The following is a 25,269-nucleotide window of genomic DNA, read 5'->3' on the forward strand; positions in this document are numbered from 1 at the left end:
GAGCCGGTTTCGTCGCGGCGACGGCGACGCCGGAGGCATCCGCTCGCCGCCGCGTCAGGTCGACCGTACCGGTCGCGACGCTCAACGGGAGGCGTCGCGGGCGTCGGCGAGCAGTTCGAGGAGCTCGGCCACGTCGTCGGGCCCGTTCAGCCGGTACGCGGCGAGGGACTTGCCCTGCCCGACCTTCACCCCGACGTCCGGGCCCTCGAGGATCGCGAAGGCATCCTCGTCGGTGACGTCGTCGCCGATGTAGAGGACGACGTCGGCGCCCGCGTGCTGGCGGAGGCGGATGAGCGCCTCGCCCTTGTCGCTGGCCCGCACGGCGAACTCGAGCACGTTCTTGCCCGTCCGCGTCGCGAGACCCGGCAGCGCCTGCTCGACCTGATCGCGCGCGCTGCGCTGCAGCGCGGCGCCGGCGCTCGCACCGAGCTTGCGCGTGTGCAGGGCGATCCCGGCCGGCTTGCGCTCGACCCAGGCGCCGTCCGAAGCGGATGCCGCGGACTCGACGATCTCGATGAGCTCACCCAGCCGGGCCAGCTCGCCCTCGCGCAGGTCGATGGTCACTCCCCCGGCGTCCAGCTGCAGCTCGACCCCGTGGGATCCGCTCAGCAGCGCGGCGACGGGGGGCGACGCGACCTCCTTCAGGCTGTCGAGGGCCCGGCCGGACACGAGCGCGACGCGCGTGTCCTCGTGTTCGGACATGCGCTCGATCGCGGCGCGCGCCCGGTCGGTGGCCCGCGCGTCCTCTGGGCGGTCCACGAGCGGTGCGAGGGTCCCGTCGAAGTCGAGCGCGACCAGCAGGCGCGGGGTCTGCGCGAGTCGCGACACCGCGCCCCGCAGCGCGTCGGAGACGCCGCCGGGGATCTTCCCCACGCCCGTGAGGGTCTCGAGGAACGTCGCGGACCAGTTCGCGACGTCGTTCTCGATCACGCGCCGGCGCAGCGCGCGCATGCGGCGCGCCCGCTCGCGCGGGGGCATGTTCACGGCCTCGACCATCGCGTCCTTCAGGCCCTCGATGTCGTGGGGGTTGACGAGCACCGCCTGCCGGAGTTCGTCGGACGCCCCCGTGAACTCGCTGAGCAGGAGCACCCCGTCGTCGTCGTACCGGCTCGCGACGTACTCCTTCGCGACGAGGTTCATGCCGTCGCGCAGTGCCGTCACGAGCATGACGTCGGCCGCGAGGTAGAGCGCCGCCATCTCCTGGCGCGGGTACCCGTGGTGCAGGTAGGTGATCGCCGGGTGCCCGAGCGCGGCATGGTCGCCGTTCAGCCGCCCGACCATGAGCTCGATCTCGTCGCGGAGCTGCCGGTAGGTCTCGACGCGTTCGCGCGAAGGGCTGGCGACCTGCACGAGCGTGGCCTGCTGGACCGACAGCCGCTCGTCGCGGAGCAGCTCGCCGAACGCCTTCATGCGGTGCCGGATGCCCTTGGTGTAGTCGAGCCGATCGACGCCGAGCATCACGACCTCGGGGTCGCCGAGGCTGCGTCGGATCTCGCGGGCGCGCTGCTGGACCTCGGGCGTGCGGGCGAGCTCCTCGAACGCGGCCGCGTCGATCGAGATCGGGAAGTGGCGGGCGACGACGTGTCGCATCTCGCCGTCGGCCCCGGGCACCTCGAGCACGGTGCCCCGGGTCTTGTACCCGAACAGCCGCCGGACCGCGCGCGAGAAGTTGCCGGCGTCGGCCGCGCGCTGGAACCCGATGACGTCGGCGCCGAGCAGCCCGTCGATCACCTGCCTGCGCCACGGCAGCTGCGAGTAGATCCCGTAGGCGGGGAACGGGATGTGGTTGAAGAAGCCGATGACCAGGTCGGGCCGGCTCTCGCGCAGCATGCGCGGGACGAGCTGCAACTGGTAGTCCTGCACCCACACGACCGCGCCGGGCGCTGCGACGCGCGCGGCCGTCTCGGCGAACCGTCGGTTGACGCGCACGTAGGCGTCCCACCACTCGCGGTGGAAGCTCGGCGGCGCGATCACGTCGTGGTAGAGCGGCCAGAGCGTGTCGTTGGAGAACCCCTCGTAGTACTCCTCGAGTTCGTCCTCCGACAGCGGGACCGGCACGATCGAGATGCCGTCGTGCTCGAACGGGTCGAACTCGCGGTCGGCGACGCCGGCCCAGCCGACCCACGCGCCCTCGTTCGCGCGCATCACGGGTTCGAGTGCGGTGACGAGGCCACCGGGCGAGACCTTCCAGCGGGTGTCGGCGCCGTCGCCGCCGACGTAGTCGACGGGGAGCCGGTTCGAGACGACGACCATGTCGTACGTCGTGTCGAAGATCGGGTCCGCCTCGGAGTCGGTTTCGGGCTTCACGGCGTCGGATCCTCCTCGCGGGGTGGATTTCAGGCTAACAGTCACGTGGTCCCATCCGTTCCCCAGCCGTCGGGGATAGACTTCGAGCCTCATGATCCGCATCGGTATGAGCACCACCTGCGTCTACCCGCTCGAGCCCGAGCACGCGTTCCGCATCGCCCGGGAGGCCGGCTTCGACGGGGTCGAGGTCATGGTCACCCAGGAGGCCTCGACGCAGTCCCCCGACGTGCTCCTCGAACTCTCCGAACGCTTCGAGCTGCCGATCCTGTCGATCCATGCGCCGGTGCTGCTGCTCACCCACTTCGTCTGGGGTCGCGATCCGCGCGTGAAGCTCGCGCGGACCGCGGAGTTGGCGAAGGCGGTGGGTGCCGGCAGCGTCGTCGTGCACCCGCCGTTCCGCTGGCAGGCGAGCTACGCGCTGGAGTTCCTGCCGATCGTGCGGGAGCTCTCCGAGGAGCACGGCGTCGAGATCGCGGTCGAGAACATGTTCCCGTGGCGCGCCGCCGGGCGGAACGTGAAGGCGTACGCGCCCGGGTGGGATCCGCGGCAGATGGACTGCGACGCGGTGACCCTCGACTTCTCGCACGCGGCGCTGTCGGGCACCGACAGCATGCAGCTCGCGACCGACCTCGGCGACCGGCTGCGCCACGTGCACCTGTGCGACGGGTCCGGGGCGATCGGCGAGGGCCAGATCTTCGACGAGCACCTGCTGCCCGGGCGCGGCCGCGAGCCGGTCGCCGAGGTGCTTCGCATGCTCGCCGATCAGGGCTGGGGCGGCTCGATCGTCGCCGAGGTCAACACGCGCAAGGCGAAGACCGAGTCCGAACGCCTCGACCTGCTGCGCGAGACGGCGCTGTTCGCGCGCGAGCACACCGCGATCGCGCCTGCGCACGCCTCGCCGTTCCGCCGCGTGATCGACGCGATCGTGCCGGGCCGGCACGCCTGACGCGACGTCGCGACCGTGTCCGGCGACGCCGGGCTCGCGGCCCGGCGTCGCCGTGCGGTCAGGCCGTCGCCGGTGCGGCGGCGGCCACCGAGCGGATGCCGCGGCGGCGCGCGATCACGATCGCGGTGCCCGCGACGCCGACGACCCCGAAGACCACGAGTGCGCCGGCCGCGGCCCAGACGCCCGACCCGCCGACCCCGGCGACGATGAGCTGCATCCCCTGCACCGCCCAGGTGAGGGGCAGGAACGGGCTGATCGCCTGGTACGGACCACTGACGACCTCGAGCGGGTAGACACCGCCGGATGCCGCGAGCTGGAGCACGACGAGCACGAGCGAGACGACCGTCCCGATCCGCCCGAGCCAGGCGGACAGGAACGCGTGCAGCGCGGTGAACGCGACCGCGAGGAGCGCCGAGAACGCGAGGGTCTGCGGGAGCATCGCCCACGAGACCCCGAGCACGGTGTGCATGAGGGCGACGACGGCGAGCGCCTGCGCGAGGCCGATGAGGGCGCCCCGGAACAGGGTGCGCGCGACGAGCGTGCCCGTGGACGCGGTGCTGGCGAGCGCTTCGCGCGTGAAGGGCCGGAACACGAGGAAGAGGGTCATCGCCCCGAGCCAGAGGCCGATGGGGCCGATGAGCATCGCGACGACCTGGCCGAACGAGGTGATCTCGTTGTCGCGGGTCGCCTCGGCGACGACGGGGTCGGCCACGACGCTCGCGGTGGCCGAGGGGTCGAGGTCGTCGAGCGACGCGGTGCCCTCGGCGCCCAGGGCGAGCCCCTCGGCGAGTTCGTCGGTGCCCGCGGCGAGCTCGGTGGCGCCGTCGGCGGACTTCGCTGCGCCGTCGCCGAGCTGCCCGAGGCCGGTCGCGATCCCGCTCACACCCGAGGCGAGCCCGTTCGCGCCGTAACGGAGCGCGGGCGAGCCCGCTGCCGCCTGCGAGGCACCGCCGGAGAGCTGCGAGATGCCCGACTGGAGGTCGTTCACGCCCGAACCGGTTCCGGCCACGAGCGCTGCGCCGCCGGCGGCGAGTTCGTCGAACCCGGCCGCCGTTCCGGCGCGAAGCGCGTCGCCGCCCGATCCGAGCTGCGCGAATCCGCCCGCGGTCTCGGTGCGGAGCTTCGCGCCGCCGGTTGCGAGCACCCCGAACGCGTCGTCGATGCCCGTGACGAGGGCGTCGGCGCCATCCGCTGCACCGCGCACCTGGGTGACGTAGTCGGCGAGCGCCGCCTGCGCTGCCGCACCGCTCGGGTCCGCCGCGATCAGGCTCGGGAGAGCCGCGACGAGGTCGTCGCCGCCGCCCGCGAGCTGGTCGAGTCCGTCGGCGAACTGCCCGGTCGACCCCGAGAGTCCGGCGCCGGTCGCCGCGACGCCGTCGAGGTAGGCGCCGATGCCGGTGTCGATGCCGGTTCCCGCGGCGCGCACGCCGCCGACGTACTGACCGATTCCCGTGTCGACGCCGTCGCCGGCCTGCGCGACGCCGTCGACGTACTGCGCGATCCCGGAGGTGATGCCGTCGAGCCCGCCGGCCTGCGCGTCGAGGGTCGCGACGCCGCCCGCGAGCTGCTCGACACCCGCGGTGTACTGCCCGACGCCCGAGGCGTACGCGGCGGCCCCGTCCGCGGCCTCGGCGCTGCCGTCGGCTGCCGATCCGAGTCCCGTGGCGAGCTGCCCGAGCCCGGTCGCGAGCGAGTCCGCGCCGTCGGCGAGCTGCCCGGCGCCGTCGGCGGCGTCGCCGAACGACCCGCCGACCTGCACGAGCTGGCCGTAGAGCCCCTCGAGGTACTGCGTGGTCAGCTGGTGCCCGAACGTGGTCGCGACCGCGTCGCCGACCGCGGCGCCGACACTCCCCGCGAGGTAGCTGTGCGCGTCGTCGGTGCGGATGTCGAGGGCCGCGGTCGTGGGTGCGTCGCCCGCGAGCGAGGTGACCGAGGCCGAGAAGTCGGCCGGGATCGTCAGCACCGCGTAGGCCTCGCCGTCGGCGAGCCGCGCTGCGGCGTCCTCGTCGTTCGAGATGCTCCAGTCGAACCCGGTGTCGCCGTCGCCGGTGAGCTCGGTGACGAGCAGCCGCCCGGCGAGCACGGGCTGCTCCTGGCCGTCGGGCGTCGTGGTCGTGACCATCTCGTCGTTGTTGACCACGATCGCGGGGATCGTGTCGAGGCGTTCGTCGGCGCCGCCGATCGCGCCGGCGACGAGGCCCGCGACGGCGAGCGGGACGGCGATCACGGCCGCGACGAGCGCTGCACGCCGGAACCGGCGGCGACCTGGCGATGCCGTGAGCGTTTCGGTGCGGGTCATCGGAGTGCCTCCTGGGGGCGGGCGACGAGGTCGAGCGAGCGGATGCCGCGGCCCTCGAACGCCGTCGCGGCGTGCTCGAGGTCCGCATCGGGCGCGGTGGTGGCGATGAGCAGGACGTCGGACGGCACGAGGCGCGCGAGCGCCGGCCACAACCGGTCCGGGATGCGGGATGCGCCATCGAGGTCGACGACCACCGCGCGCGGCTTCTCGGCGAGGGCTGCGGCGACGCACACGAGCACCCGGTCGAGCGTGTCGAGCGCGTCGAAGGGCGTGTCGGGATCGATGGGGCGCACGAGCGGGTCGCCCACGGCGGTCCGCGCCTCTCCGGCGCGGCGCACGGCGGTCCGGACGGCCGGTCGGCCGGAGTCGAGGCGGTACCACGCCCGGGTCGCGTCGACGCGTGCGGCGACGAGTTCGCCCGCGGTGGCGCCGGCTGCGGCATCCGTCACGGTGTCGGCCAGGGCGACGCGGCGCATGACCGCACCCGCGTCGGTGGGCAGCGGCGACCCGAGCACCGCCAGCCGGCCGCCGGCGGGTGCGACGCGACCGGCGAGCACGGCGCCGAGGAGGCGACGTTCGGCGGGCGCGCGGCGCACGACGAGGACGGCGCCGTTCGGGACGGCGATCGAGAGCGGCCCGACCGGATCGTCGGGGTCGCCGATGCGGAGGTCCTCGGCGAGCACGTCGGCGCCGCGTGCCGCGGCCCACTCCGACTCGGCGAGGTGGGCGCGCAGCCCCTCCCCCTCGATGTCCACGTCGGGCAGCACGCGGCCGAGCCACTTCGGCAGCCACCACGCGCCGCGTCCGGCGAGCGCCATCGCCGCGGGCACGAGCGTCATGCGCACGAGGAACGCGTCGAACACCACGCCGATCGCGAGGGCGAACGCGATGCCCTTGATCACCCCGGTGCCCTCGGGCACGAAGGCGAAGAAGACGAAGAACATGATCAGGGCCGCCGCGGTGACCACGCGCGCGGCGTGCTGGTAGCCGTGCACGATCGAGGTGCGCGGGTTCCGGGTCTTCACGAACTCCTCGCGCATGCCCGAGACGAGGAACACCTCGTAGTCCATCGCGAGGCCGAACAGGATCGCCATGAGCAGGATCGGCAGGAAGCTCAGGATCGGTCCCGGCTCGATGTGCATGAGGTCGGCGAACCACCCCCACTGGAACACGGCGACCGTGACCCCGATCGCGCCGAACGCCGACAGCAGGAATCCGAGCGCCGCCTTCACGGGGACGAACACCGACCTGAACACGATGAGCAGCAGGATCACCGAGAGCCCGACCACGATGAGCGCGAACGGGAGCAGCGCGTCGTCGAGGCGCTGCGAGATGTCGATGCCGACGGCCGTGTAGCCGGTGACCGCGATGGGCGTTCCGTAGTCGTCGGCGATGCCGTCGGCGAGGTCGCGGATGTCCTGCACGACCTGCTTGGTGGCCGCGTCGGTCGGGGCCGATTCGGGCACGACCTGGATGATCGCGGTGTCGACGGTCTCGTTGGGCAGGCCCTCGCCGACGTAGGCGACGCCCTCGACCTCGGCGAGCCGGTCGCCGATGGCGTCGAGGTCGCCGAAGATGTCGGTGGTCTGCGTGATGTCGACCGTGACGATGAGCGGTCCGTTGTAGCCGGGGCCGAAGCCCTCGGCGACCATGTCGTACGCCTCGCGCTGGCTGGAGCCCGGGTCGCCCTCGCCGCCGGGCAGGTTGAGGTCGAGGCTCGCGGCGGGCACGGCTGCGGCGCCGAGCAGGCCCACGACGAGCAGCACGAACACGACCGGAGCCTTGAGCACCGTGTCGACCCAGCGTCGGCCGAGCGTGCGGCGCGTGGCGTCGTCGGATGCCACGGCGCGACGGTGCGCGCGACCACCCGGCTTCGGGACGAGCCGTCGCTTCGCGAGGCCGAACAGCGCGGGCAGGAGCGTGGTGGCCCCGAGCACCGCGAGGAGGACGGCGAACGCGGCGGCGACGCCCATGACGCTGAGGAAGGGGATGCCGACCACGAGCAGGCCGAGCAGCGCGATGATGACCGTGAGCCCCGCGAACACGACGGCGCTGCCCGCGGTCGCGACGGCTTCGGCCGCGCTCTCCTCCGGGTCCGCACCTCGCGCGAGCTGGGTCCGGTGCCTCGACAGGATGAACAGGGCGTAGTCGATGCCGACCGCGAGGCCGATCATCACCGCGAGCATGGGCGCGGTGCTCGAGACGGGTGCGAACGCGGCCACGAGCGCGATCCCGCCGAAGGTCGCGCCGACCCCGACGATCGCGGTGAGCAGCGGCATCCCCGCGGCCAGCAGCGACCCGAACGTGATGACGAGCACGACGCCCGCGAACACGACGCCGAACACCTCGGTGATCGTGAGCCCGAACGTGGTCTCGGTGAACACGTCGCCGCCGAACGCGACCTCGAGCCCGGCGTCCTCGCCGATCGCGCCCGTCGCGATGACGGCGTCGAGCTGCTCGTCGGTGACCTCGGTGACCTGGCCCTCGAACTGGATCTGGATGTAGGCGGTGCGGTCGTCGCCGGAGACCTGGTCGCCGGCGAACTCGTCGAACGGACCGAGCACGTTGTCGACGCCGTCGACGTCTTCGAGCGCGGTCTCGAGGTCGGTGATCGCGCTACGGTACGGCTCGTTCTCGACCGAGTCGCCGTCCGGGGCCTCGAGGACCGCCTTCGCCGATGCGCCCGCGGTCTGCGGGAACACCGCCGCGAGGTGGTCGATGGCGTCCTGCGACTCGGTGCCGGGGATGGAGTAGGACTCCTCGAGCTGGCCACCGAGGCCGAGTCCGGCGCCGAGGAGGCCGCCGAGGGCGAGGGCCCAGGCGAGGATCACGATCCAGGCGCGACGGAATGCGAATCGTCCGATTCGGTGGAGCAGCAGGGCCAATGGTTCGCCTTTCAGCTTTCGGCGTGACGGACGGGGGCGAGGATGTCGGGGATGATCCGGTGCAGCGCGGCGCGCAGGTCGTCGTCGCCCGGGAGCGCGGCCTCGTCGGTGAACCCGCGTCCCGCGGTGAGCAGGAAGGCCGCGCCGCCGAGCGCGATGCCGAACCGGACCTGGTCCTCGACGCTCTCGCCCTGCCCGCACAGGGCGGCGTCGAGCCGCCGGATGGCGAGGTCGGCGCGGGCGATGATGGGCAGTTCGGACAGGCTCGGGCCCTGGATCAGGAACACGTGGACGGCCTGCCGGTGCGCGATCAGGAGGTCGACGATGTCTCGGACGAGCTCGGCCCTCGGGTCGGTGCCGCTCCCGGCGAGGAAGCGTTCGAGCGCGGCCTCGACGGCCTCGACGGCCGGCTCGATGGCGGCCTCGAGCAGGGCCTCCTTCGACCCGTAGTGGTACAGCACGCTCGACTTCGCGTAGCCGGCCGCGTCGGCGATCTGCTGGAGCGAGGTCGCGGCGAATCCGCTCGCGGCGAACTGCTCGAGGGCGGCGTGCTTGAGTTCGTCGGCCGCGCGCACGCGCGACGCCGGCGTGACATCCGTGGGCATGGCGTCGACGCTAGTTGACCGATCGGTCAGATCCTGCCCGATCGGTCAGACTCGGGGTGTTCTCCCAGTCTCGCCCCGACCATCGCGCCACGCCCGCGGGCGATCACTCGCGCGCACCCCGCCGACGCGCTAGCGTGGCGGGATGCGCAAGTACCTCTTCAGTGGAGCGGTCCTCAGTTCGCTGTTCGGTGCGATCAGCGTGATCCGCACCACCAAGGACGGTCCGCGCGACTGGCGGCTCGTGCTCATGTGGGTCTCCTGGGCCGCGAGCCTCGCCATCGCGATCGGCACGGTCGCCGACGACGAGAAGCGCCGCGAACTGACGCAGTAGCACGACCCGACCCCACCTCCCCGTCCGCGCTGACGGCTCGGCGCCCCTGCGGCGTGTCCGAGCCCCGGGGGTCCTCGCGTGACGGACACTTGAACCACCGACGACCGAGAGGACCCCGATGTTCCGCCGCTGGCGTCGCGCACGGCTCGCCGCACAGACCGCCGCCCACACCGCACCCGCCCCGTCGCCCCGCGCGACCGCGGCCGATCTCCGCGGCGAGCACATCTTCGAGCTCGTCAACGCGCGCCTTTCGAAGTTCATCGGCCCCGACGGCCAGTGGTCCCTCGTCCGCCGCGAGTCCGGCGACTCGGACCGCATCTTCCAGGCCATGCTGACCCACCAGATCGCCGCCGAGGTCACCCGGGTCATCCTCGAGGAGCGCGAGCAGGTCGCCGTCATCGTCCCCGCCGACGAGGCCTCCCTCGCCCTGTCGTGGACGCCCGCCCCGCTCGTCGTCTGGGCCGACCCGGTCGAGGTCGACGAAGCGGATGCCGCGCACCCCGCCGCGTCCGACGCCGACGCGCCGCACGACGAACCGGTCGAGGCCGCGCGCGCCGCCTGACCGACGAACCCGGGCCCGCGGCATCCGCCGATGACGGAGATGACGTTCCAAAATCGGCGGGGCTTTCTTGTACGGCCGCCTCGCGCGGCCCCCGCGCGGCCGTTCGTAGCGTGATCACACGGGTCCACCCGGCCCGAACCGCTCGAACGACAGGAGCAGCATGACCTCCGCGCCGCCCTCCCCGACCGCGTCCTCCGCCGGCTCGACGGCACCCGCCGCCGAGCGGCGCCGCGGCCGAACCCCCGCACGCGACCTCGCCCAGATCGCCGTCTTCGCCGCGCTCATCGCCGCTCTCGGCCTGCCCGGTGCACTCTACATCGGCGGCGGCGCGGTGCCGATCACGTTCCAGACGCTCGGCGTCATGCTCGCCGGCGCCATCCTCGGCGCACGCAAGGGGGCGCTCTCCGTGCTCCTGCTCCTCGCGCTCGTGGCGGCAGGGCTCCCCCTGCTCTCCGGCGGTCGCGGCGGCCTCGGGGTCTTCGTCGGCCCGTCCGTCGGCTACCTCATCGGCTGGGTCCTGGGAGCGCTCGTGATCGGATGGTGCACCGCCCGCCTCCTGCCCCGCTACCGCGTGCTCCCCGCCCTCGGCGCTACCGCGCTCGGCGGGATCGTCGCGGTCTACCTCGTCGGCGTGCCCGTGTTCGCCGCGATCACCGCCACCCCGATCGGCGCCGCCCTGGCCGGTTCGGCGCTCTTCCTGCCGGGCGACATCCTCAAGGTGGTCGTCACCGTCCTCGTCGCCAAGGGCGTCCACCGCGCATGGCCCGGCCTCATCGAGCCGCAGCCGTGGCCCTGGGCCCGCGCCGCGGCCCGCCCCGCTGGGGCGTCCGCGGAATGACCGACGGGCTCGGCGGAACCGGCGACCGCGTCGCGCTCGAGTTCGGCGAGCGGCGCGTCCGCTACGACGAACTCGCGCGCGCGGTCGCCGCCGCCGGGTCCGCGCCCGCCGACGGCCCCATCGGATGCCGCGGCGACGGCGACCCGATCGACACCGCCATCGCGGTGCTCGCCGCACTCGCGGCGCATCGACCGGTCCTCATCGGCGGCGGGACGGACGACGCCGCACGACTGGCACCGAGCCTGCCCCCGGGAACCGGGCTCGCCGTCATGACCTCGGGCTCGAGTTCGCGCGACGGTCGGCCCCGCGTCATCGCCCGCACGGCCGCCTCCTGGACCGACTCGTTCGTCCCGTTCGCGAGGGTCGCCGGACTCGACGCGGGCGACCGGGTCGCGATCACCGGACCCCTCGTCGCGTCGATGCACCTCTTCGCCGTGCTCCAGTCGCTCGCGATCGGTGCGACCGCGACCGACCGCGTGCACGACGCCACCGCGGTGCACGCCACCCCGACCCGGCTCGCCCGCCTGCTCCACGCCGACGCCCTCGCGCCCGGCACGCGTGCGATCGTCGCGGGAGCCTCACTGCCGGACGCCGTCCGCGCGTCGGCGCTGCACCGCGGCATCCGGCTGGTCGAGTACTACGGCGCGGCCGAGCTCTCCCTCGTCCTCGCCGCGCGCGACGACGGCGTCACGGGCGGACTGCATCCCTTCCCCGGCGTCGAGGTCGACCTCCGGCCGACCGCCGACGGACTCCTGCTCTGGGCGCGCTCGCCGTTCCTCGCACTCGACGTCGTCGGGGGCGGCCTGCGCCGCGACGCCGACGGCTTCGCCACCGTGGGCGACCTCGCCGAACGCACCCTCGACGGCGGGATCCGCGTGCTCGGACGCGGGGATTCGGCGATCACCACGGCCGGTGCGACCGTGCTCGCCGAGGACGTCGAGGCGCGCCTCGCGACGCTCGCCGGCGTGCACGACGCCGCCGTCGTCGGCACCCCGCACCGCGTACTCGGGCAGCGCATCGCCGCGCTCGTCGAACTGGCCCCCGGCACCGACCTCGCCGAGGTCGCCGCGGCCGCCCGCACGCGGCTCGGACCGGCCGAGCTGCCCCGCCGGTGGTACGCGGGGACCCTGCCGCGCACCGCCACGGGCAAGCCCGCCCGCGGGCTCCTGCGCGAGCAGATCGCCTCGGGGGCGTTCGGCCCCGGACATCCGCCCGCCGCCGAGGGAGCACGCCCATGACCCGCACCGACCCCCGTCCGATCCTCGTCGCGACGCGGCGCACCGCGATCGCGACCGCCGCGCGCGGATTCGCACGCCACACGGTCGACGCGCTCGCCGCACCCGTGCTCGCCGACGTCGCCCGCACCGTGGCCCCGGCCGGAGCCCCGATCGACGACGTGATCCTCGGCAACTGCATGGGGCCGGGCGGCGACCTCGCCCGGGTCGCGGCGCTGCGCGCCGGGCTCGGCACGCACGTGCCCGGCGTGACCGTCGACCGGCAGTGCGGTTCGGGACTCGACGCGGTCGTCCAGGCCGCTTCGCGCGTTCGCGCGGGCGACGCGTCGCTCGTGCTCGCGGGCGGCGCCGAGTCGGCGTCCACCGCACCCCACCGGCACTGGCCCGACGGCGGCGCACGCTACACGCGCGCGCCGTTCGCCCCGACCGGCTTCCCCGACCCCGACATGGGCCCGGCCGCCGAACACCTCGCACGGGCTCGGGGCATCGGCCGCGATCGACAGGACGCCTGGGCCGCGCGTTCCCATGCACTCGCCGCCGCCGCCCGCGACGCGGGCCGCTTCGCCGCCGAGATCGTGCCCGTCGACGGCGTCGACCGCGACGACCGGCCGCGCGCCTCGATCGATGCGGCGGTGCTGGCCAGGTTCGAGCCGGCGTTCCCGACCGCCGGCCGAGCGGATGCCGCGTCCGGACGGCACGACCGCGGAACCGTGACCGGGGGCAACTCGTGCGGCTTCTCCGACGGGGCCGCGGCCATGGCCGTGACCACGGCCGCCGTCGCACGCGCGACCGGGCTCCCCGCCCTCCGGGTGCGTTCGGTCGCGATCGCCGCGGGCGACCCGGCGCTGCCCGGGCTCGGGGCGGCATGGGCCGGCCGGCGTGCCCTCGAGCGCGCCGGGATGACCCCGCACGACCTCGGATTCGTCGAGATCACCGAGGCGTTCGCCGCCCAGGTGCTGGCCGTGAGCGACGAACTCGGCCTCGACGAGGCCACCATCTCGGGCGACGGCGGCGCGATCGCGCTGGGCCACCCGTGGGGCGCCTCCGGCGCCGTGCTGCTCGTCCGCCTCGCCGCCCGCATGGCGGCCGCAGACGACGCGCGCGCGGGCCTGGCCGCCTGCTCGATCGGCGGAGGGCAGGGCGTCGCCATGATCGTGGAGCGCGTGGCATGAGCGTCATCCGCTTCGACGGGGTCGGTCACCGCTACGGCGACGAGACCGTCCTCGATGGCGTCGACCTCGAACTCGCCGAGCGCCGCGTCGGCATCGTCGGCGCGAACGGCTCAGGCAAGTCGACGCTCGCCCGCATGATCAACGGCCTCGTGACGCCGACCAGCGGCACCGTGACCGTCGACGGCCTCGACGTCGCCCGCCACGGCCGCGAGGTGCGGCGCCGGGTCGGTTTCGTCTTCACCGACGCCGACACGCAGATCGTCATGCCGACCGTGCGTGAAGACGTCGCGTTCACCCTGCGACGGCACCGGCTCGACCCCGGCACCGCCGCCGCCCGCGTCGACGCCGTGCTCGAGCGCTTCGGGCTCGCGGACCTCGCGGATCGGCCGGCGCACCGCCTGTCGGGCGGGCAGAAGCAGCTGCTCGCGCTGGCATCCGTCCTCGTCGGGGAGCCCGCGATCGTCGTCGCCGACGAACCCACGACCCTCCTCGACGCGCGCAACGCACGCCGGATCGCCGAGCACTTCGCAACGCTCGACCAGCAGCTCGTCGTCGTCAGCCACCACCTCGAACTGCTCGAGTCGTTCGATCGGGTGGTCGTCGTCGAGGGCGGTCGCATCGTGGCCGACGACGTTCCCGACCGCGCGCTCGACGCGTACCGCGCCCTGATCGGGTGAGCCGCGCATGATCGGCGTCCACCACCCCGGCGACTCGGTGCTCCACCGACTGCCCGCACCGGCCAAGCTCGGCCTGCTCGCGCTCGCGCTGACCGTCACGGCGGTCGCCGGGACCCCCGCGGTGCTCGGCGTCGCCGGCGCCGTCACCGTCGGCCTGTTCGCGCTCGCGGGCATCCCCGTGCGCGTCGCCTGGCGGCAGGTCTCCCCCATCCTCTGGGTACTCGCGTTCGCGGTTCCCGTCCAGTGGTTCTTCGCCGGATGGGAGGCCGCCGCGACGATGGCCGGGCGGCTCGTGATCGCCGTCGCGCTCGCGGCCGTGTACACGCTGACGACCACGGTCACCGCGACCCTCGACGCCGTGCAGCTGCTCCTGCGGCCCTTCGCACGCTGGGTCGACCCAGACCGGATCGGGCTCGCCCTCGCCCTCGCCATCCGCTGCGTCCCGCTGCTCGCCGACCTCGTCCGCGAGGTCCTCGACGCGCGCCGCGCGCGCGGCGCCGAGGGCTCGCCGACCGCGTTCGCCGTGCCCGTGATGGTGCGCACCCTCCGGACCGCGGACCGCCTCGGCGAGGCGCTCATGGCGCGCGGCGTGGACGACTGAGGTCGTCCCCGCCCCCGCCCCCGCCACCCGTCGCCCGCCACCCGTCGCCCGTCGCCCGCCCCCCGCCGCCCGTCGCCCCCGCCGCCCGTCGCCCGTCGCCCGTCGCCCCCGCCGCCGCCGCCGCCCCCCCGCCGCCCCCTCCGTTCAGGATGAACGGATGCAGCGACGGCGTGTCGCGCCGCGACACGCCGCCTGCGGCCGAGTTCGTCCTGAACGGCACGATCGCGACTGCCGCACTGATCAGGACGTACCTGGCGCACTGATCAGGAAGCACCTCCCGGCGCGGGCGATGCGAGCCGGAAGCGGTCGACCCCACCGACCACGAACAGGCCGTCGAGCACCTCGGGGGCGAGCGTCGCCGCGATCGGGTCGTCGAATCGCACCGTCGCCTCGTCGACGAGCTGCCCGTACACGGCGGCGACGCTTGCCGAATGGAACCGGGTGTCCACCCCGGCTGGAGCCTCGGAGCCGGCCGCCGCGGTTCCCGCGCTGTACTCGCGGAGCGTCCCGTCGCGATCGGAGTACGTCGCGAACAGCACCACCGACACGCCGGTCAGCGGCGCTCCCGGCGCCGCACCCACCCCGATCGCGATCTTCCCACCGGTTCGCATGGCATGTCTCCGTCTCGTCGTTCGGCGTCCTTCGACCGTGGGAATCGAGGAGGGCTCGCGGAAACCGCGCGAGGCCGAGCGGTCGGCATCCGTCGCCAGCCGCGATCGCCGTTCAGGACAAAGAGATGTCGCTGCGGCGTGTCGCGCTGCGACACACCGCCGCCGGCCGAATCCGTCCTGAACGGCGAGTCCGGGCGGTCACGGTCGGATGTGCGACGGTGAAGTGCCCGGGAACGACGAAGACCCCGGGAACGACGAAGACCCCGGCGATCGCTCGCCGGGGCCTGCTGGTGCACCCCCAGGGACTTGAACCCTGAACCCACTGATTAAGAGTCAGTTGCTCTGCCGATTGAGCTAGAGGTGCGTCTCGGTCGGACTTCGTGAACCCCGAACCGAGAGACCACGGTATCAGTTCGCGTGACGATCATGAAATCGGCGCGTGTCGGGTGCCGGTCGAGCGCGGATCGGGTGCGGCCGCACCCGCGGCCGCCCCGCCGTGCGTCGATAGTCTGTCCCGGTGACGGATGCCACCTACGCCGACGATCTCGCCCTGGCCCTCGAACTGGCCGACCTCGCCGATGCGGCCGCGATGGCCCGCTTCCGCGCGGTCGACCTCAGGATCGACACGAAACCCGACCGCACGTTCGTGACCGAGGCCGACCTGGCCGTCGAGCGCGCGGTCCGCGAGGTGCTCTCCGAACGGCGCCCCGGCGACGGCATCCTGGGCGAGGAGTACGGCACCGAGGGCAGCGGTTCGCGGCGGTGGATCATCGACCCGATCGACGGCACCTCGAACTTCCTCCGCGGCGTGCCCGTCTGGGGTGCGCTCATCGCGCTCACCGTCGACGGCGTGCCGGTCGTCGGCGTCGCCTCGATGCCCGCGCTCGGGCGGCGCTGGTGGGGCGCGACCGGTCTCGGCGCGCAGACGACGGATGCCCCGGGCGCGACGCCCCGCGACATCCGCGTGTCGAGCGTCGCCGACCTCGGCGACGCATCGCTCAGCTTCCAGAGCATCGCGCAGTGGCGCGACGCGGGCTACCTCGAGCGCCTGCTGGCGCTCGGCGAACGGGTGTGGCGCGACCGGGCGTACGGAGACCTGTGGTCGTACTGCCTGCTCGCCGAGGGCCTGGTCGACATCGTCGGCGAGTTCGACGTGAAGGCGTGGGACCTGACCGCGCTGATCCCGATCGTCGAGGGCGCCGGCGGGCGATTCACGTCCGTCACGGGCGAGGCGGGCGCCGGCAACGGCAGTGCGCTCGCGACGAACGGGCTGCTGCACGACGCCGTGCTCGAGGCCCTGACGTGAGCCGGGCGCTCGAGGTCTGCATCTTCACCGAGCCCCAGCAGGGCGCGAGCTACGACGAGCAGCTCGCACAGGCGCAGGCGACCGAGCGGCTCGGGTTCGACGGCTGGTTCCGCAGCGACCACATCCTGCGCATGGGCGCGGGCGACCCGATGCCCGGACCATCGGACGCCTGGACGACCCTCGCCGGCATCGCGCGAGAGACCGATCGGATCCGGCTCGGAACGCTCGTCTCCCCCGTGACGTTCCGGCACCCGGGCCTGCTCGCGATCCAGGTCGCCCAGGTCGACGACATGTCGGGCGGCCGGGTCGAGCTCGGGCTCGGCGCGGGATGGTTCGGCTCCGAGCACGCGGCCTACGGCATCCCGTTCCCCCGCCGGCGGTTCGACCTCCTCGAGGAGCAGCTGCAGGTCGTCACCGGGCTCTGGCAGACCGCCGTCGGCGGGCGGTTCTCGTTCGCGGGCGAGCACTACGACCTCGCCGACGCGCCCGCGCTGCCGAAGCCCGTGCAGTCGCCGGTTCCGCTGATCATGGGCGGCGGCGGTCGCACGCGACTGCCCGCGCTCGCGGCGCGATTCGCGACGGAATTCAACCGCGGCTTCTCCGACGAGGACGAGATCGCCGCATCCTTCGCGCGCGTGCGCGCCGCGTGCGAGGCGATCGGCCGCGATCCCGGCACCATGCGGCTGAGCGTCGCGCTGCCGACGGTCGTGGCGTCGGATGACTCGACCTACCTCGCACGACTGGCCGCGATCCGCGCCGATCCCGACACGTTCGCGGCGGTCAACCTGGCCGGCACCCCCGAGGTCGCGGTCGAGAAGATCCGGCGGCTCGCCGATCTCGGCGCCGATCGGGTGTACCTCCAGCTCGTCGACCAGCGCGACCTCGACCACGTCGAGCTCATCGCGACCGAGGTCCTCCCCCACGTCCGCTGACCCGCCGTCGTCCTGCGCGGCCCGCACCGGCGTCATCGTGTCGGGAACGTCTGCGCAGTCGCGTACCCTTGGAACCGAGGGCCGGGGGGCCTCGGGGGGAAGACATGCGGGCGATGACACGCCGACGACACGAGGTCGTCGAACAGGAACCGCGCGTTCCGGGGGATGACCCGTACGCCGACTACCTGGCCTGGAAGGCCGAGCGCGACGCCGAAGCGGCCGCACTCGCGGCAACCGAGGGCGGTGCGGATGCCGGTGACGGCACCGTGTCCGCCGATGCGAGCGGCGACTCCGACGACGCCGCGGTCCGGGGCGGGTGGCTCCGAAGGATCACCGCGCTCGGACACGTCAACGCGGCCCGGGGCCGCTGAGCCGACATGCACGAACGCGGCGCGCTCGATGCACGCCGCGTTCGGTGGCACAGCGTGCGATGACGGCCGGTGGTGGAGATGGGGGGAATCGAACCCCCGTCCATCGCTGGGATTCCACGGTTTCTCCGGGCGCATCCTGTGAAGCGTTCTGCTCGGCCCCGACCCTTGCCACAGGCAGCCAGGTCGACGGGCCCAGCCTGAAGAAAGTCCCGTACGACGCTCAGGCGACGTCGTACAGCGAGTTCCCTTGATGACGCCAGCGACCGGGGCGGGAACGAACCCGGGCTGACGGACTAACGGACTCGCTTAGGCAGCGAGGGCGTAGTCGTTCTGCGACTTATTGGCAGTTATTGGTTCGCAGGGAGCGTTCACGAGATAACCCTGCATCCTCGGCCCGCTTCTCGTGGTCTCGCAGGCGATGTCGAAACCGATCATCCCCATGAGACGCGCTCCGACATGGTCGGAGGCGGGTCGTCATCGCACGCTGTGGAGTTGCCAACTCCGCGGACCCCGAGGGGAACGCGGCCTTTCAGGATACACCAGTCGTGCACACGGGATCCAGTGCGGCATAGGCTGGGCACGGCCGCAGGGCGGCCGACGGATGCCGCGCCCGCGGCCGTCTCCGGGGAGGAAGCGCATGTCGACCACCATCTCGGTCACCGGTCGCGCCGATGAGCACGTCGAGCCCGAACTCGGCGTGCTCCGCCTGACCGTCGCCGCGAGCGGCCAGGACCGCGAGCACGTGCTCGCGCAGGTCGGGTCGGCCCATGAGCAGGTCCTGTCCGACCTCCGCGGGCTCGACGCCGCGGGCTCGCTGGAGTCGTGGTCTGCGGGGTCGCTGCGCGTCTGGTCGCATCGACCGTGGAACGCCGAGGGGCGGCGACTCCCGCTCGTGCACGAGGCCGCAGCCGAGGTCGAGGCCTCGTTCCGGGACCTCGATGCGCTCGGGGCGTGGGCGGGGCCGGCGGCATGGGCCGAGTCCGTCACGCTCGAGGGCATCGAATGGCGCCTGACCGAGGCGACGCGTTCGCGCGTGCACGAGTCCGCGCAGCGTCGGGCCGTGGCCGACGCGGTGCGGAAGGCGGGCGTCTACGCCGAGGCGCTGGGGCTCGCCGCGCCCGTCCCGGTCGAGATCGCCGACCACGGCATGCCAGGCGAGCGGCCGGTCCAGCGGAACCACCGGCAGGCGCCGGTGCGAGCGATGGCGATGGCGGATGCCGCGGCGCCCGCCGCGGAGTTCGCGCCGGCGAAGCTCGTCGTCGAGGCCGCCGTCGACGCGCGGTTCAGCACGCAGTGAGCCGGGCGCGCTCAGTCGCGCTCGACGAGCCAGGACTCCAACGCCCGCAGCTCGGCGTCGTCGAGGCCCGATGCGACGAGGAACTCGCGCACCGAGCCGTGCCGCCGCTCGACCTCGTCGAGCGCGGACTCGATCGCCGCACGCGGGCTTCCGCCCATGAGGGTGCGCAGCTCGGGAGTGTCGGGGATGCCGTACCGGCCGATGAGCGTGACCATCTCCTCGAGCCACTCCCCCGCGAGCAGCGACTCGGTCACCACGTAGTCGGCGATGACCGACTCCCGATCGACGCCGGCCGCGAGCAGTGCGAGCGCGACCACGATGCCCGTGCGGTCCTTGCCCGCCGTGCAGTGCACGACCACGGCCCGGTCCCCGGCGGACGAGATCTCTCGGAGCACCTGGACGACGACACCCGCGTGCCGCGTGAGGATGCGATGGTACAGCTCGTCGAGCGAGATGCCGCGCTCGCCCTGCGAGGCGCCTGAGCCCTCGAACACGGGCAGCTGGAGCACCTCGATCTCGAGCCCCGAGATGTCGTCGGGCATCAGGCGCGACTCGTTCTCGTCGCGCAGGTCGACGACCACGCCGACCTCGAGCCTGCGGAGGGCGTCGCGCCCCTCCTCGCCGAGCCGGTGCAGTCCGTCGGAACGGAACAGGCGGCCGTAGCGGACGCTGCCGCCACGTGCCGGAAGCCCGCCGACGTCGCGGAAGTTGTAGGTGCCCGGCACCGGGATGCGCGTCGAGATCTCCACGACGCGGAGTCTAACCCGACCCGCCGACCGGAGCCGGGGAACTACTCGCCGAGATGACGCCGGGAGGCCATCGCGCGATCGGCCTCGCGCTTGTCCTGTCGCTCGCGCAGCGCCTGGCGCTTGTCGTACTCCTTCTTGCCCTTGGCGACCGCGAGTTCGACCTTCGCGCGCCCGTCCTTGAAGTACAGCGACAACGGGATGAGCGTGTAGCCGCCGTCCTTGGTCTTGTGGCTGATCTTCACGATCTCCTGCTTGTGCATCAGGAGCTTGCGCTTGCGTCGCGGGGCGTGGTTGTTCCACGTGCCCTGCGTGTACTCGGGGATGTGCACCGCGTCGAGCCAGATCTCGCCGCCGTCGATGAAGGCGTACCCGTCGACGAGCGACGCCCGGCCCTGGCGGAGCGACTTCACCTCGGTGCCCGAGAGCACGATGCCGGCCTCGTAGGTGTCCTCGATCAGGTAGTCGTGGCGCGCCTTGCGGTTGGTCGCCACGACCTTCTCACCGCGTTCCTTGGGCACGGTCCACTCCTCGCTTCGATGACGGATGCCGGCGGCGGTCGCCGGCGAGCCATTCAGTCTAGCGGCGGCCGCGGCATCCGCTGCCCGCCCGGCGGGGCTCGGCCGCGCCACGCGTCAGACCCGCAGGTACCTCCGGATCGCGATCGCGGCGGACGCCGCCGCGAGCAGCACGCCGACGACGATCAGCAACGGCACGACGAGCAACGCGTCGCCGAGGTCCACGAAGGTGAACGACAGCGAGTCGACCAGGTAGCCCTGGACGAAGAAGTGCACGATCGCGACCACCGCGCCGCCCGCGAGCAGCGACCCGATGAGGCCGGCGAAGATCCCCTCGAGCACGAACGGGGTCTGGATGAACCGGTTCGACGCGCCGACGAGCCGCATGATGCCGAGCTCCTTGCGGCGCGAGAACGCCGACAGGCGGATCGTCGTGGCGATCAGCAGCGCCGCGGCCACGAGCATGATCGCGGCGACCGTGATCGCCGAGTAGCTCGCGGCGTTCAGCACGTCGAAGATCTGGTCGAGGTAGCGGCGCTGGTCGACCACCTGCTCGACCCCGGCCGTGCCCGACAGGCTCTCGACGAGCACGTCGGCCTGCGACGGGTCGACGAGGTTCACCCAGAACGTCTCGTTGAGCACGTCGGGCGTGACGTACTCGGCGGCCGGGGTCCCCTCGAACTGGGCCTGGAAGTTCTCGTACGCCTGGTCGCGGTTCTCGAAGTAGAACTCGCCGATGAAGGGCGCGAGCGTGTCGCCGCGCAGTTGCGCCTCGACGGCGTCCTTCTGCTCGAGCGTCGCCTCGCCGTCGATGCATCCCTCCGCGGTCGAAACCGCGGTGCACAGGTACACCGCGACCTGGGCGCGGTCGTACCAGTAGCCGCGCATCTGCGCGATCTGCAGCTGCATGAGCGCGGCCGCCCCGACGAACGTCAGCGACACGAACGTGACGAGCACGACCGAGATGACCATGGTGGCGTTGCGCCTGAGGCCGTTCGCCGCCTCGGCGAGCACGAGTCCGAACCTCACTTGACCGGCCCCACTTCCTGCTCGTCATCGCCCGCGCGCGGGCCGGCGGGGCTGCGCAGCCCGAGCCGCTCCGCGAGGGTCAGGTGCGCCGACTTCGCCCCGGCGGGCGATGCGGGCCGACCGGGCGGCCCTGCGTCGGGTTCCGCGTCGGGTTCGCCGGCTTCGGCGCCCGGCAGCGGCTCGATCGGCATGGTCGCGGCCGCCGTGATCTCGGCGGCCTCGTCGGTCACGTCGTCGCGCTCCTCGGGCTCGGTGTACAGCGGCGGCGCGTCGCGCATGACGTCGGCCGAGACCTTCGGCGCCGCCGACTGCACCGTCGCCTCCGGTGCCGACTCGGCGGCCGCCACGGCGGAAGCCTCCTCGGCGCGCGAATCTCCGTCGGCGCGCGCATCTCCGTCGGCGCGCACATCTCCGTCGGCGCGCACATCGCCGTCGGCACCGGTTTCGCCGTCGGCGTCGGGCTCCGCATCCGGTTGCTCGTCGGCCGCGGCATCCGTCCCGATCGCCGCGAGCGCCGCGGCCGCACGATCCGCGGGCACCGCGCCCTCGTCGACCGACTCGGCATCGCCGCCGAGTCCGTCACCGGCGACCGCGTACCCGGCGCTGCGCTCGTCGCGCACCACCTCGCCCGCGCTGAGTTCGATCACCCGGCGCTGCATCTGGTCGACGATGCCCGCCTCGTGCGTGGCCATGACGACGGTCGTCCCGGAGGCGTTGATGCGTTCGAGCAGCGTCATGATGCCCGCGCTCGTCACCGGGTCGAGGTTGCCCGTCGGCTCGTCGGCCAGGAGGATCTGCGGCTTGTTCACGATCGCGCGCGCGATGGCGACGCGCTGCTGCTCGCCGCCCGAGAGCTCGTGCGGCATCCGCTTGCCCTTGCCGTCGAGACCGACCAGCTTCAGGGTCTCGGGAACCGCCGACTGGATGTAGCCGCGCGACTTGCCGATCACGCGCAGCGCGAACGCCACGTTGTCGAACACGGTCTTGTTCGGCAGCAGCCGGAAGTCCTGGAAGACGACGCCGAGACTGCGCCGGAAGTAGGGGATCTTGCGCGTCGAGATCGTGCGCAGCTCCTGGCCGAGGACGTGGATGCGACCCGCGCTGGGCTTCTCCTCCTTGAGGATCAAGCGCAGGAAGCTCGACTTGCCCGAGCCCGAGGCGCCGACGAGGAAGACGAACTCACCGCGCAGGATCTCGACCGTGACGCCGTCGAGGGCGGGTCGGGTCTGCCCGGGGTAGGACTTGGTGACGGAGTCGAAGCGGATCATCGGGTTCGAGCGTAGGCGGTGGTTCGACGATTCGGGCCAGCGACACCGGGAATCGGGGCGGCGCTCAGTCGTCGTGCTTCTGCTTGCGCCACTTGATGCCGGCCGCGATCAACCCGTCGAGGTCGCCGTCGAACACGGTCGCCGGGTTGCCGACCTCGTAGCCCGTGCGGAGGTCCTTGACGAGCTGCTGGCCGTAGAGGAAGTAGGAGCGCATCTGGTCGCCCCAGCTCGCCGTGATGACGCCCGCGAGCTCCTTCTTCTTCGCCGCCTCCTCCTCCTTCTTGAGCAGGAGCAGACGGGTCTGGAGGACCCGCATGGCCGCGGCGCGGTTCTGGATCTGCGACTTCTCGTTCTGCATCGACACGACGATGCCGGTCGGGATGTGCGTGAGGCGCACGGCCGAGTCGGTCGTGTTGACCGACTGCCCGCCGGGGCCCGAGGAGCGGAACACGTCGACGCGGATGTCGTTCTCGGGGATGTCGACCTCGACGGCCTCCTCCATCACCGGGATGACCTCGACCGCGGCGAAGCTCGTCTGCCGCTTGTCGGCGGAGCCGAACGGGCTGATGCGCGCGAGGCGGTGCGTGCCCGCCTCGACCGAGAGCGTGCCGTAGGCGTACGGCACGTCGATCTCGAACGTGGCCGACTTGATGCCCGCGCCCTCGGCGTAGGAGGTGTCCATGACCTTGACCGGGTACTTGTGGCGCTCCGCCCAGCGCAGGTACATGCGCATGAGCATCTCGGCGAAGTCGGTCGCGTCGTCGCCGCCGGCGCCCGAGCGGATGGTGACGACCGCGCCGCGGCCGTCGTACTCGCCGTCGAGCAGGGTCTGCACCTCGAGCTGGCCGACGACCTCGGTGAGCGCCGCGAGCTCCTGCCGGGCCTCCTCTGCCGAGTCGGCGTCGTCCATCTCGAGGGCGAGCTCGACGAGCACATCGAGGTCGTCGAGGCGTTGCTCGAGGTCGGTGACGCGCTTGAGCTCGGTCTGCCGGTGGCTGAGCGCCGACGTGACCTTCTGCGCGTGGTCCACGTCGTCCCAGAGGTCGGGTGCTCCGGCCTCCTCGGAGAGGCGGGCGATGTCGGCCCGGAGGGCATCGACGTCGACGACGGCACGGATGTCGCTGAAGGTGGATCGCAGCGCGGCGATCTCCTGCGAGAGGTCAAGATCCAACATGGCCCACTCAGCCTAGTGGCCTCGGCCGGGAGCGTAACATCGTGCCCGATGCCTTCCGTCGCCGCGCACCACCCGTTCTCGTGGCGCTCGATCATCCTCCCCGCGTACCTGCCGACGCTGCTGTTCTCGCTCGGCGAGGGCGCCCTCGTGCCCGTCATCCCGGTCGTCGCGACCGACCGCGGCGCATCGCTCGCACTCGCCGGGCTCATCGCGGCGATGCTCATGGTCGGCAACCTCGTCGGCGACCTCCCCGCCGGATGGCTCGTGGCGCGCATCGGCGAACGCGCGGCGATGATCGCGGCGTCGGCACTCGCCTCGGCGGGAACGCTGCTCGCCCTGGTCGTCCCGACGACGACCGCGCTCGCGATCGGGGTGTTCCTGCTCGGCCTGGCCACCGCCGTGTTCGGCCTGGCGCGGCACGCGTTCCTCACGAGCTACGTGCCGCCGCGGGTGCGCGCCCGCGCACTGTCGACCCTCGCCGGGGTGTTCCGCGGCGGGTGGGCGATCGGGCCCTTCGCCGCGGCCGCCATCATCGCCTGGACCGGCTCCGCGACCGCGGTGTTCTGGGTCCTGGTCGCCGCGTGCGCCGCCGTCGTGGCGGTCCTGCTCGTCCTGCCCGACCCCGAGCGCGTGTTCGGTGCTGCCGCGCGGGCGCGCGCCGAGGTCGCGGCCGGACCGGCCGCCGGCACCGACGGATCGGTCGCCGACCGGGCCCGAGCGGATGCCGCCGGCGGCATCCGCCACACCATCGTCGCGTACCGCGCGGTGCTCGCCCGCGTCGGCACCGGAGTGGGCCTGCTGGCCGCGCTCCGCGCGAGCCGGACCGTGATCATCCCGCTGTGGGCGGTCTCGCTCGGCATGCGGCCGGATGCCGCGGCGCTCGTGATCGGCATCGCCGCCGCGGTCGACTTCACCCTGTTCTACGTCAGCGGGCACGTCATGGACCGCCACGGCCGGCTCTGGAGCGCCATCCCCGGACTCGTGGGGCTCTCGGTCGGCCACCTCGTGCTCGCGGTCACGCACGACGTCCCCGGTGCGATCGCGTGGTTCACGGGCATCACCATGCTCCTCGGGGTGGCGAACGGCCTCTCCTCGGGCGTCATCCTCACGCTCGGCGCCGACCTCGCGCCCTCCGCGCATCCCGCCCCGTTCCTCGGGGCGTTCCGCACCATCGCCGACGCCGGCGGCGCGGCCGCGCCGCTCGCGATCGCGGGCCTCACCTCGGCCCTCTCGCTCATGGCGGCTGCCGCCGCGATGGGCGTCGTCGGCCTCATCGGCGCGGGCATGCTGTGGCGCTGGATCCCGCGGTACGTGCCGCGCTCGCCGCGGCATCCGTCGCCCGAACCGCCGCCCGAACCCGACGCCGCCTGGACCCCCACCGCCGACACCTGACCCACCGCCGTCGTGCCGCCGACGTGGCGCCCGGTGGCCCTGCGCGAGCGTCCGCGTGCGGAATCGATGAATCCTCGACTCGGCTCTTGACAGCAGGCGACGCGCACGGCCAAGGTGGCCCGTAGGGTCCGCAGGCGCCAGAAGCGTGGCGAGCTTGGTACGCACAA

Annotated in this window: 23 protein-coding genes, 1 tRNA gene and 1 other RNA gene; 13 read left to right on the forward strand and 12 right to left on the reverse strand. The window is 73.1% G+C overall.

The window, feature by feature from the left end; translation table 11 throughout:
- Window positions 1–81: 81 nt before the first annotated feature.
- A complete protein-coding gene (locus DSM26151_RS09390) occupies window positions 82–2,253 on the reverse strand; it encodes a bifunctional alpha,alpha-trehalose-phosphate synthase (UDP-forming)/trehalose-phosphatase (protein WP_234661856.1) in 2,172 nt (723 codons plus the stop codon).
- Between the two features lie 145 nt (window positions 2,254–2,398).
- Between DSM26151_RS09390 and DSM26151_RS09395 the strand changes: the two genes are divergently transcribed.
- The gene (locus tag DSM26151_RS09395; RefSeq protein ID WP_234659303.1) at window positions 2,399–3,253 is read left to right on the forward strand and encodes a sugar phosphate isomerase/epimerase family protein; all 855 of its coding nucleotides are present in this window, start codon (window positions 2,399–2,401) and stop codon (window positions 3,251–3,253) included.
- 58 nt (window positions 3,254–3,311) lie between these two features.
- On the opposite strand, the gene DSM26151_RS09400 is transcribed toward DSM26151_RS09395, so the two are convergent.
- From DSM26151_RS09400 to DSM26151_RS09410, 3 genes are read right to left on the reverse strand one after another with little or no spacing between them, the layout of a single operon-like run.
- Window positions 3,312–5,552 (reverse strand): YhgE/Pip domain-containing protein, encoded by a 2,241-nt coding sequence (locus tag DSM26151_RS09400; RefSeq protein WP_234659304.1) that lies wholly within the window; start codon window positions 5,550–5,552, stop codon window positions 3,312–3,314.
- Entirely contained in the window at window positions 5,549–8,437 is a 2,889-nt protein-coding gene (locus tag DSM26151_RS09405) for an MMPL family transporter (RefSeq protein WP_234659305.1), read from the reverse strand. The genes DSM26151_RS09400 and DSM26151_RS09405 overlap by 4 nt, the downstream gene beginning before the upstream one ends.
- 11 nt (window positions 8,438–8,448) lie before the next feature.
- Window positions 8,449–9,042, reverse strand: a complete 594-nt coding sequence (locus tag DSM26151_RS09410; protein WP_234659306.1) for a TetR/AcrR family transcriptional regulator — start codon at window positions 9,040–9,042, stop codon at window positions 8,449–8,451.
- 142 nt (window positions 9,043–9,184) lie between these two features.
- On the opposite strand from DSM26151_RS09410, the gene DSM26151_RS09415 reads away from it, so the two are divergent.
- From DSM26151_RS09415 to DSM26151_RS09445, 7 genes are all read left to right on the forward strand, one after another.
- Window positions 9,185–9,373 carry a hypothetical protein gene (locus tag DSM26151_RS09415; protein WP_234659307.1) on the forward strand — a complete coding sequence of 63 codons (189 nt, stop codon included), beginning with the start codon at window positions 9,185–9,187 and terminating at the stop codon, window positions 9,371–9,373.
- Between the two features lie 118 nt (window positions 9,374–9,491).
- Complete coding sequence (locus DSM26151_RS09420; protein ID WP_234659308.1) at window positions 9,492–9,935, forward strand: hypothetical protein; 444 nt, start codon at window positions 9,492–9,494, stop codon at window positions 9,933–9,935.
- A 160-nt stretch (window positions 9,936–10,095) separates the two neighbouring features.
- The gene (locus DSM26151_RS09425) at window positions 10,096–10,773 is read left to right on the forward strand and encodes a biotin transporter BioY (protein ID WP_234659309.1); all 678 of its coding nucleotides are present in this window, start codon (window positions 10,096–10,098) and stop codon (window positions 10,771–10,773) included.
- Window positions 10,770–12,011, forward strand: coding sequence for an AMP-binding enzyme (locus DSM26151_RS09430; RefSeq protein WP_234659310.1), 1,242 nt, complete (start codon window positions 10,770–10,772; stop codon window positions 12,009–12,011). The genes DSM26151_RS09425 and DSM26151_RS09430 overlap by 4 nt, the downstream gene beginning before the upstream one ends.
- On the forward strand, window positions 12,008–13,180 hold the full coding sequence (locus tag DSM26151_RS09435; protein ID WP_234659311.1) for a thiolase family protein: 1,173 nt from the start codon (window positions 12,008–12,010) through the stop codon (window positions 13,178–13,180). Before DSM26151_RS09430 ends, DSM26151_RS09435 begins: the two co-directional genes overlap by 4 nt.
- Window positions 13,177–13,857, forward strand: a complete 681-nt coding sequence (locus DSM26151_RS09440; protein WP_234659312.1) for an energy-coupling factor ABC transporter ATP-binding protein — start codon at window positions 13,177–13,179, stop codon at window positions 13,855–13,857. The genes DSM26151_RS09435 and DSM26151_RS09440 overlap by 4 nt, the downstream gene beginning before the upstream one ends.
- Window positions 13,858–13,864: 7 nt before the next feature.
- Window positions 13,865–14,458, forward strand: coding sequence for an energy-coupling factor transporter transmembrane component T family protein (locus tag DSM26151_RS09445; RefSeq protein WP_234659313.1), 594 nt, complete (start codon window positions 13,865–13,867; stop codon window positions 14,456–14,458).
- A gap of 263 nt (window positions 14,459–14,721) precedes the next feature.
- On the opposite strand, the gene DSM26151_RS09450 is transcribed toward DSM26151_RS09445, so the two are convergent.
- Both DSM26151_RS09450 and DSM26151_RS09455 read right to left on the reverse strand, forming a co-directional pair.
- Window positions 14,722–15,069 (reverse strand): hypothetical protein, encoded by a 348-nt coding sequence (locus DSM26151_RS09450; protein ID WP_234659314.1) that lies wholly within the window; start codon window positions 15,067–15,069, stop codon window positions 14,722–14,724.
- A gap of 288 nt (window positions 15,070–15,357) precedes the next feature.
- A tRNA-Lys gene (locus DSM26151_RS09455) sits at window positions 15,358–15,433 on the reverse strand.
- Window positions 15,434–15,586: 153 nt separating this feature from the next.
- Here DSM26151_RS09455 and DSM26151_RS09460 point away from each other — a divergent pair.
- From DSM26151_RS09460 to DSM26151_RS09470, 3 genes are all read left to right on the forward strand, one after another.
- On the forward strand, window positions 15,587–16,375 hold the full coding sequence (locus DSM26151_RS09460) for an inositol monophosphatase family protein (RefSeq protein WP_234659315.1): 789 nt from the start codon (window positions 15,587–15,589) through the stop codon (window positions 16,373–16,375).
- Window positions 16,372–17,307 carry an LLM class F420-dependent oxidoreductase gene (locus DSM26151_RS09465; RefSeq protein WP_234659316.1) on the forward strand — a complete coding sequence of 312 codons (936 nt, stop codon included), beginning with the start codon at window positions 16,372–16,374 and terminating at the stop codon, window positions 17,305–17,307. The genes DSM26151_RS09460 and DSM26151_RS09465 overlap by 4 nt, the downstream gene beginning before the upstream one ends.
- A 113-nt stretch (window positions 17,308–17,420) precedes the next feature.
- Window positions 17,421–17,678, forward strand: coding sequence for a hypothetical protein (locus tag DSM26151_RS09470; RefSeq protein ID WP_234659317.1), 258 nt, complete (start codon window positions 17,421–17,423; stop codon window positions 17,676–17,678).
- Between the two features lie 70 nt (window positions 17,679–17,748).
- Here DSM26151_RS09470 and ssrA read toward each other — a convergent pair.
- Window positions 17,749–18,117, reverse strand: a transfer-messenger RNA (tmRNA) gene (gene ssrA, locus DSM26151_RS09475).
- 198 nt (window positions 18,118–18,315) lie between these two features.
- Between ssrA and DSM26151_RS09480 the strand changes: the two genes are divergently transcribed.
- The gene (locus DSM26151_RS09480; RefSeq protein ID WP_234659318.1) at window positions 18,316–18,975 is read left to right on the forward strand and encodes an SIMPL domain-containing protein; all 660 of its coding nucleotides are present in this window, start codon (window positions 18,316–18,318) and stop codon (window positions 18,973–18,975) included.
- Window positions 18,976–18,986: 11 nt separating this feature from the next.
- Here DSM26151_RS09480 and DSM26151_RS09485 read toward each other — a convergent pair whose 3' ends face one another.
- The 5 genes from DSM26151_RS09485 to prfB all read right to left on the reverse strand — a co-directional run bounded on the left by DSM26151_RS09485 (window position 18,987) and on the right by prfB (window position 23,710).
- Window positions 18,987–19,724, reverse strand: coding sequence for a tyrosine-protein phosphatase (locus DSM26151_RS09485; protein ID WP_234659319.1), 738 nt, complete (start codon window positions 19,722–19,724; stop codon window positions 18,987–18,989).
- 41 nt (window positions 19,725–19,765) lie between these two features.
- Window positions 19,766–20,242: an SsrA-binding protein SmpB gene (gene smpB, locus DSM26151_RS09490; RefSeq protein WP_234659320.1), complete on the reverse strand. Its 477-nt coding sequence runs from the start codon at window positions 20,240–20,242 to the stop codon at window positions 19,766–19,768.
- Window positions 20,243–20,356: 114 nt separating this feature from the next.
- Window positions 20,357–21,268, reverse strand: a complete 912-nt coding sequence (gene ftsX, locus DSM26151_RS09495) for a permease-like cell division protein FtsX (protein WP_234659321.1) — start codon at window positions 21,266–21,268, stop codon at window positions 20,357–20,359.
- Window positions 21,265–22,536 (reverse strand): cell division ATP-binding protein FtsE, encoded by a 1,272-nt coding sequence (gene ftsE / locus DSM26151_RS09500; RefSeq protein WP_234659322.1) that lies wholly within the window; start codon window positions 22,534–22,536, stop codon window positions 21,265–21,267. Before ftsE ends, ftsX begins: the two co-directional genes overlap by 4 nt.
- 64 nt (window positions 22,537–22,600) lie before the next feature.
- Window positions 22,601–23,710, reverse strand: a complete 1,110-nt coding sequence (prfB, locus tag DSM26151_RS09505; protein ID WP_234659323.1) for a peptide chain release factor 2 — start codon at window positions 23,708–23,710, stop codon at window positions 22,601–22,603.
- A 48-nt stretch (window positions 23,711–23,758) separates the two neighbouring features.
- On the opposite strand from prfB, the gene DSM26151_RS09510 reads away from it, so the two are divergent.
- The gene (locus tag DSM26151_RS09510; protein ID WP_234659324.1) at window positions 23,759–25,102 is read left to right on the forward strand and encodes an MFS transporter; all 1,344 of its coding nucleotides are present in this window, start codon (window positions 23,759–23,761) and stop codon (window positions 25,100–25,102) included.
- Window positions 25,103–25,269: the final 167 nt, after the last annotated feature.

This window comes from Agromyces marinus (genome assembly GCF_021442325.1).
Lineage (GTDB): Bacteria > Actinomycetota > Actinomycetes > Actinomycetales > Microbacteriaceae > Agromyces > Agromyces marinus.

Coding starts and splice junctions, on each gene's coding strand:
- DSM26151_RS09415 (WP_234659307.1), top strand. CDS start 9,185: ATGCGCAAGTACCTCTTCAGTGGAGCGGTCCTCAGTTCGCTGTTCGGT.
- DSM26151_RS09400 (WP_234659304.1), bottom strand. CDS start 5,552: ATGACCCGCACCGAAACGCTCACGGCATCGCCAGGTCGCCGCCGGTTC.
- DSM26151_RS09410 (WP_234659306.1), bottom strand. CDS start 9,042: ATGCCCACGGATGTCACGCCGGCGTCGCGCGTGCGCGCGGCCGACGAA.
- ftsE (WP_234659322.1), bottom strand. CDS start 22,536: ATGATCCGCTTCGACTCCGTCACCAAGTCCTACCCCGGGCAGACCCGA.
- DSM26151_RS09420 (WP_234659308.1), top strand. CDS start 9,492: ATGTTCCGCCGCTGGCGTCGCGCACGGCTCGCCGCACAGACCGCCGCC.
- DSM26151_RS09510 (WP_234659324.1), top strand. CDS start 23,759: ATGCCTTCCGTCGCCGCGCACCACCCGTTCTCGTGGCGCTCGATCATC.
- DSM26151_RS09425 (WP_234659309.1), top strand. CDS start 10,096: ATGACCTCCGCGCCGCCCTCCCCGACCGCGTCCTCCGCCGGCTCGACG.
- DSM26151_RS09445 (WP_234659313.1), top strand. CDS start 13,865: ATGATCGGCGTCCACCACCCCGGCGACTCGGTGCTCCACCGACTGCCC.
- DSM26151_RS09440 (WP_234659312.1), top strand. CDS start 13,177: ATGAGCGTCATCCGCTTCGACGGGGTCGGTCACCGCTACGGCGACGAG.
- DSM26151_RS09480 (WP_234659318.1), top strand. CDS start 18,316: ATGTCGACCACCATCTCGGTCACCGGTCGCGCCGATGAGCACGTCGAG.
- DSM26151_RS09430 (WP_234659310.1), top strand. CDS start 10,770: ATGACCGACGGGCTCGGCGGAACCGGCGACCGCGTCGCGCTCGAGTTC.
- DSM26151_RS09450 (WP_234659314.1), bottom strand. CDS start 15,069: ATGCGAACCGGTGGGAAGATCGCGATCGGGGTGGGTGCGGCGCCGGGA.
- DSM26151_RS09435 (WP_234659311.1), top strand. CDS start 12,008: ATGACCCGCACCGACCCCCGTCCGATCCTCGTCGCGACGCGGCGCACC.
- DSM26151_RS09395 (WP_234659303.1), top strand. CDS start 2,399: ATGATCCGCATCGGTATGAGCACCACCTGCGTCTACCCGCTCGAGCCC.
- DSM26151_RS09390 (WP_234661856.1), bottom strand. CDS start 2,253: ATGGTCGTCGTCTCGAACCGGCTCCCCGTCGACTACGTCGGCGGCGAC.
- DSM26151_RS09470 (WP_234659317.1), top strand. CDS start 17,421: ATGACACGCCGACGACACGAGGTCGTCGAACAGGAACCGCGCGTTCCG.
- prfB (WP_234659323.1), bottom strand. CDS start 23,710: ATGTTGGATCTTGACCTCTCGCAGGAGATCGCCGCGCTGCGATCCACC.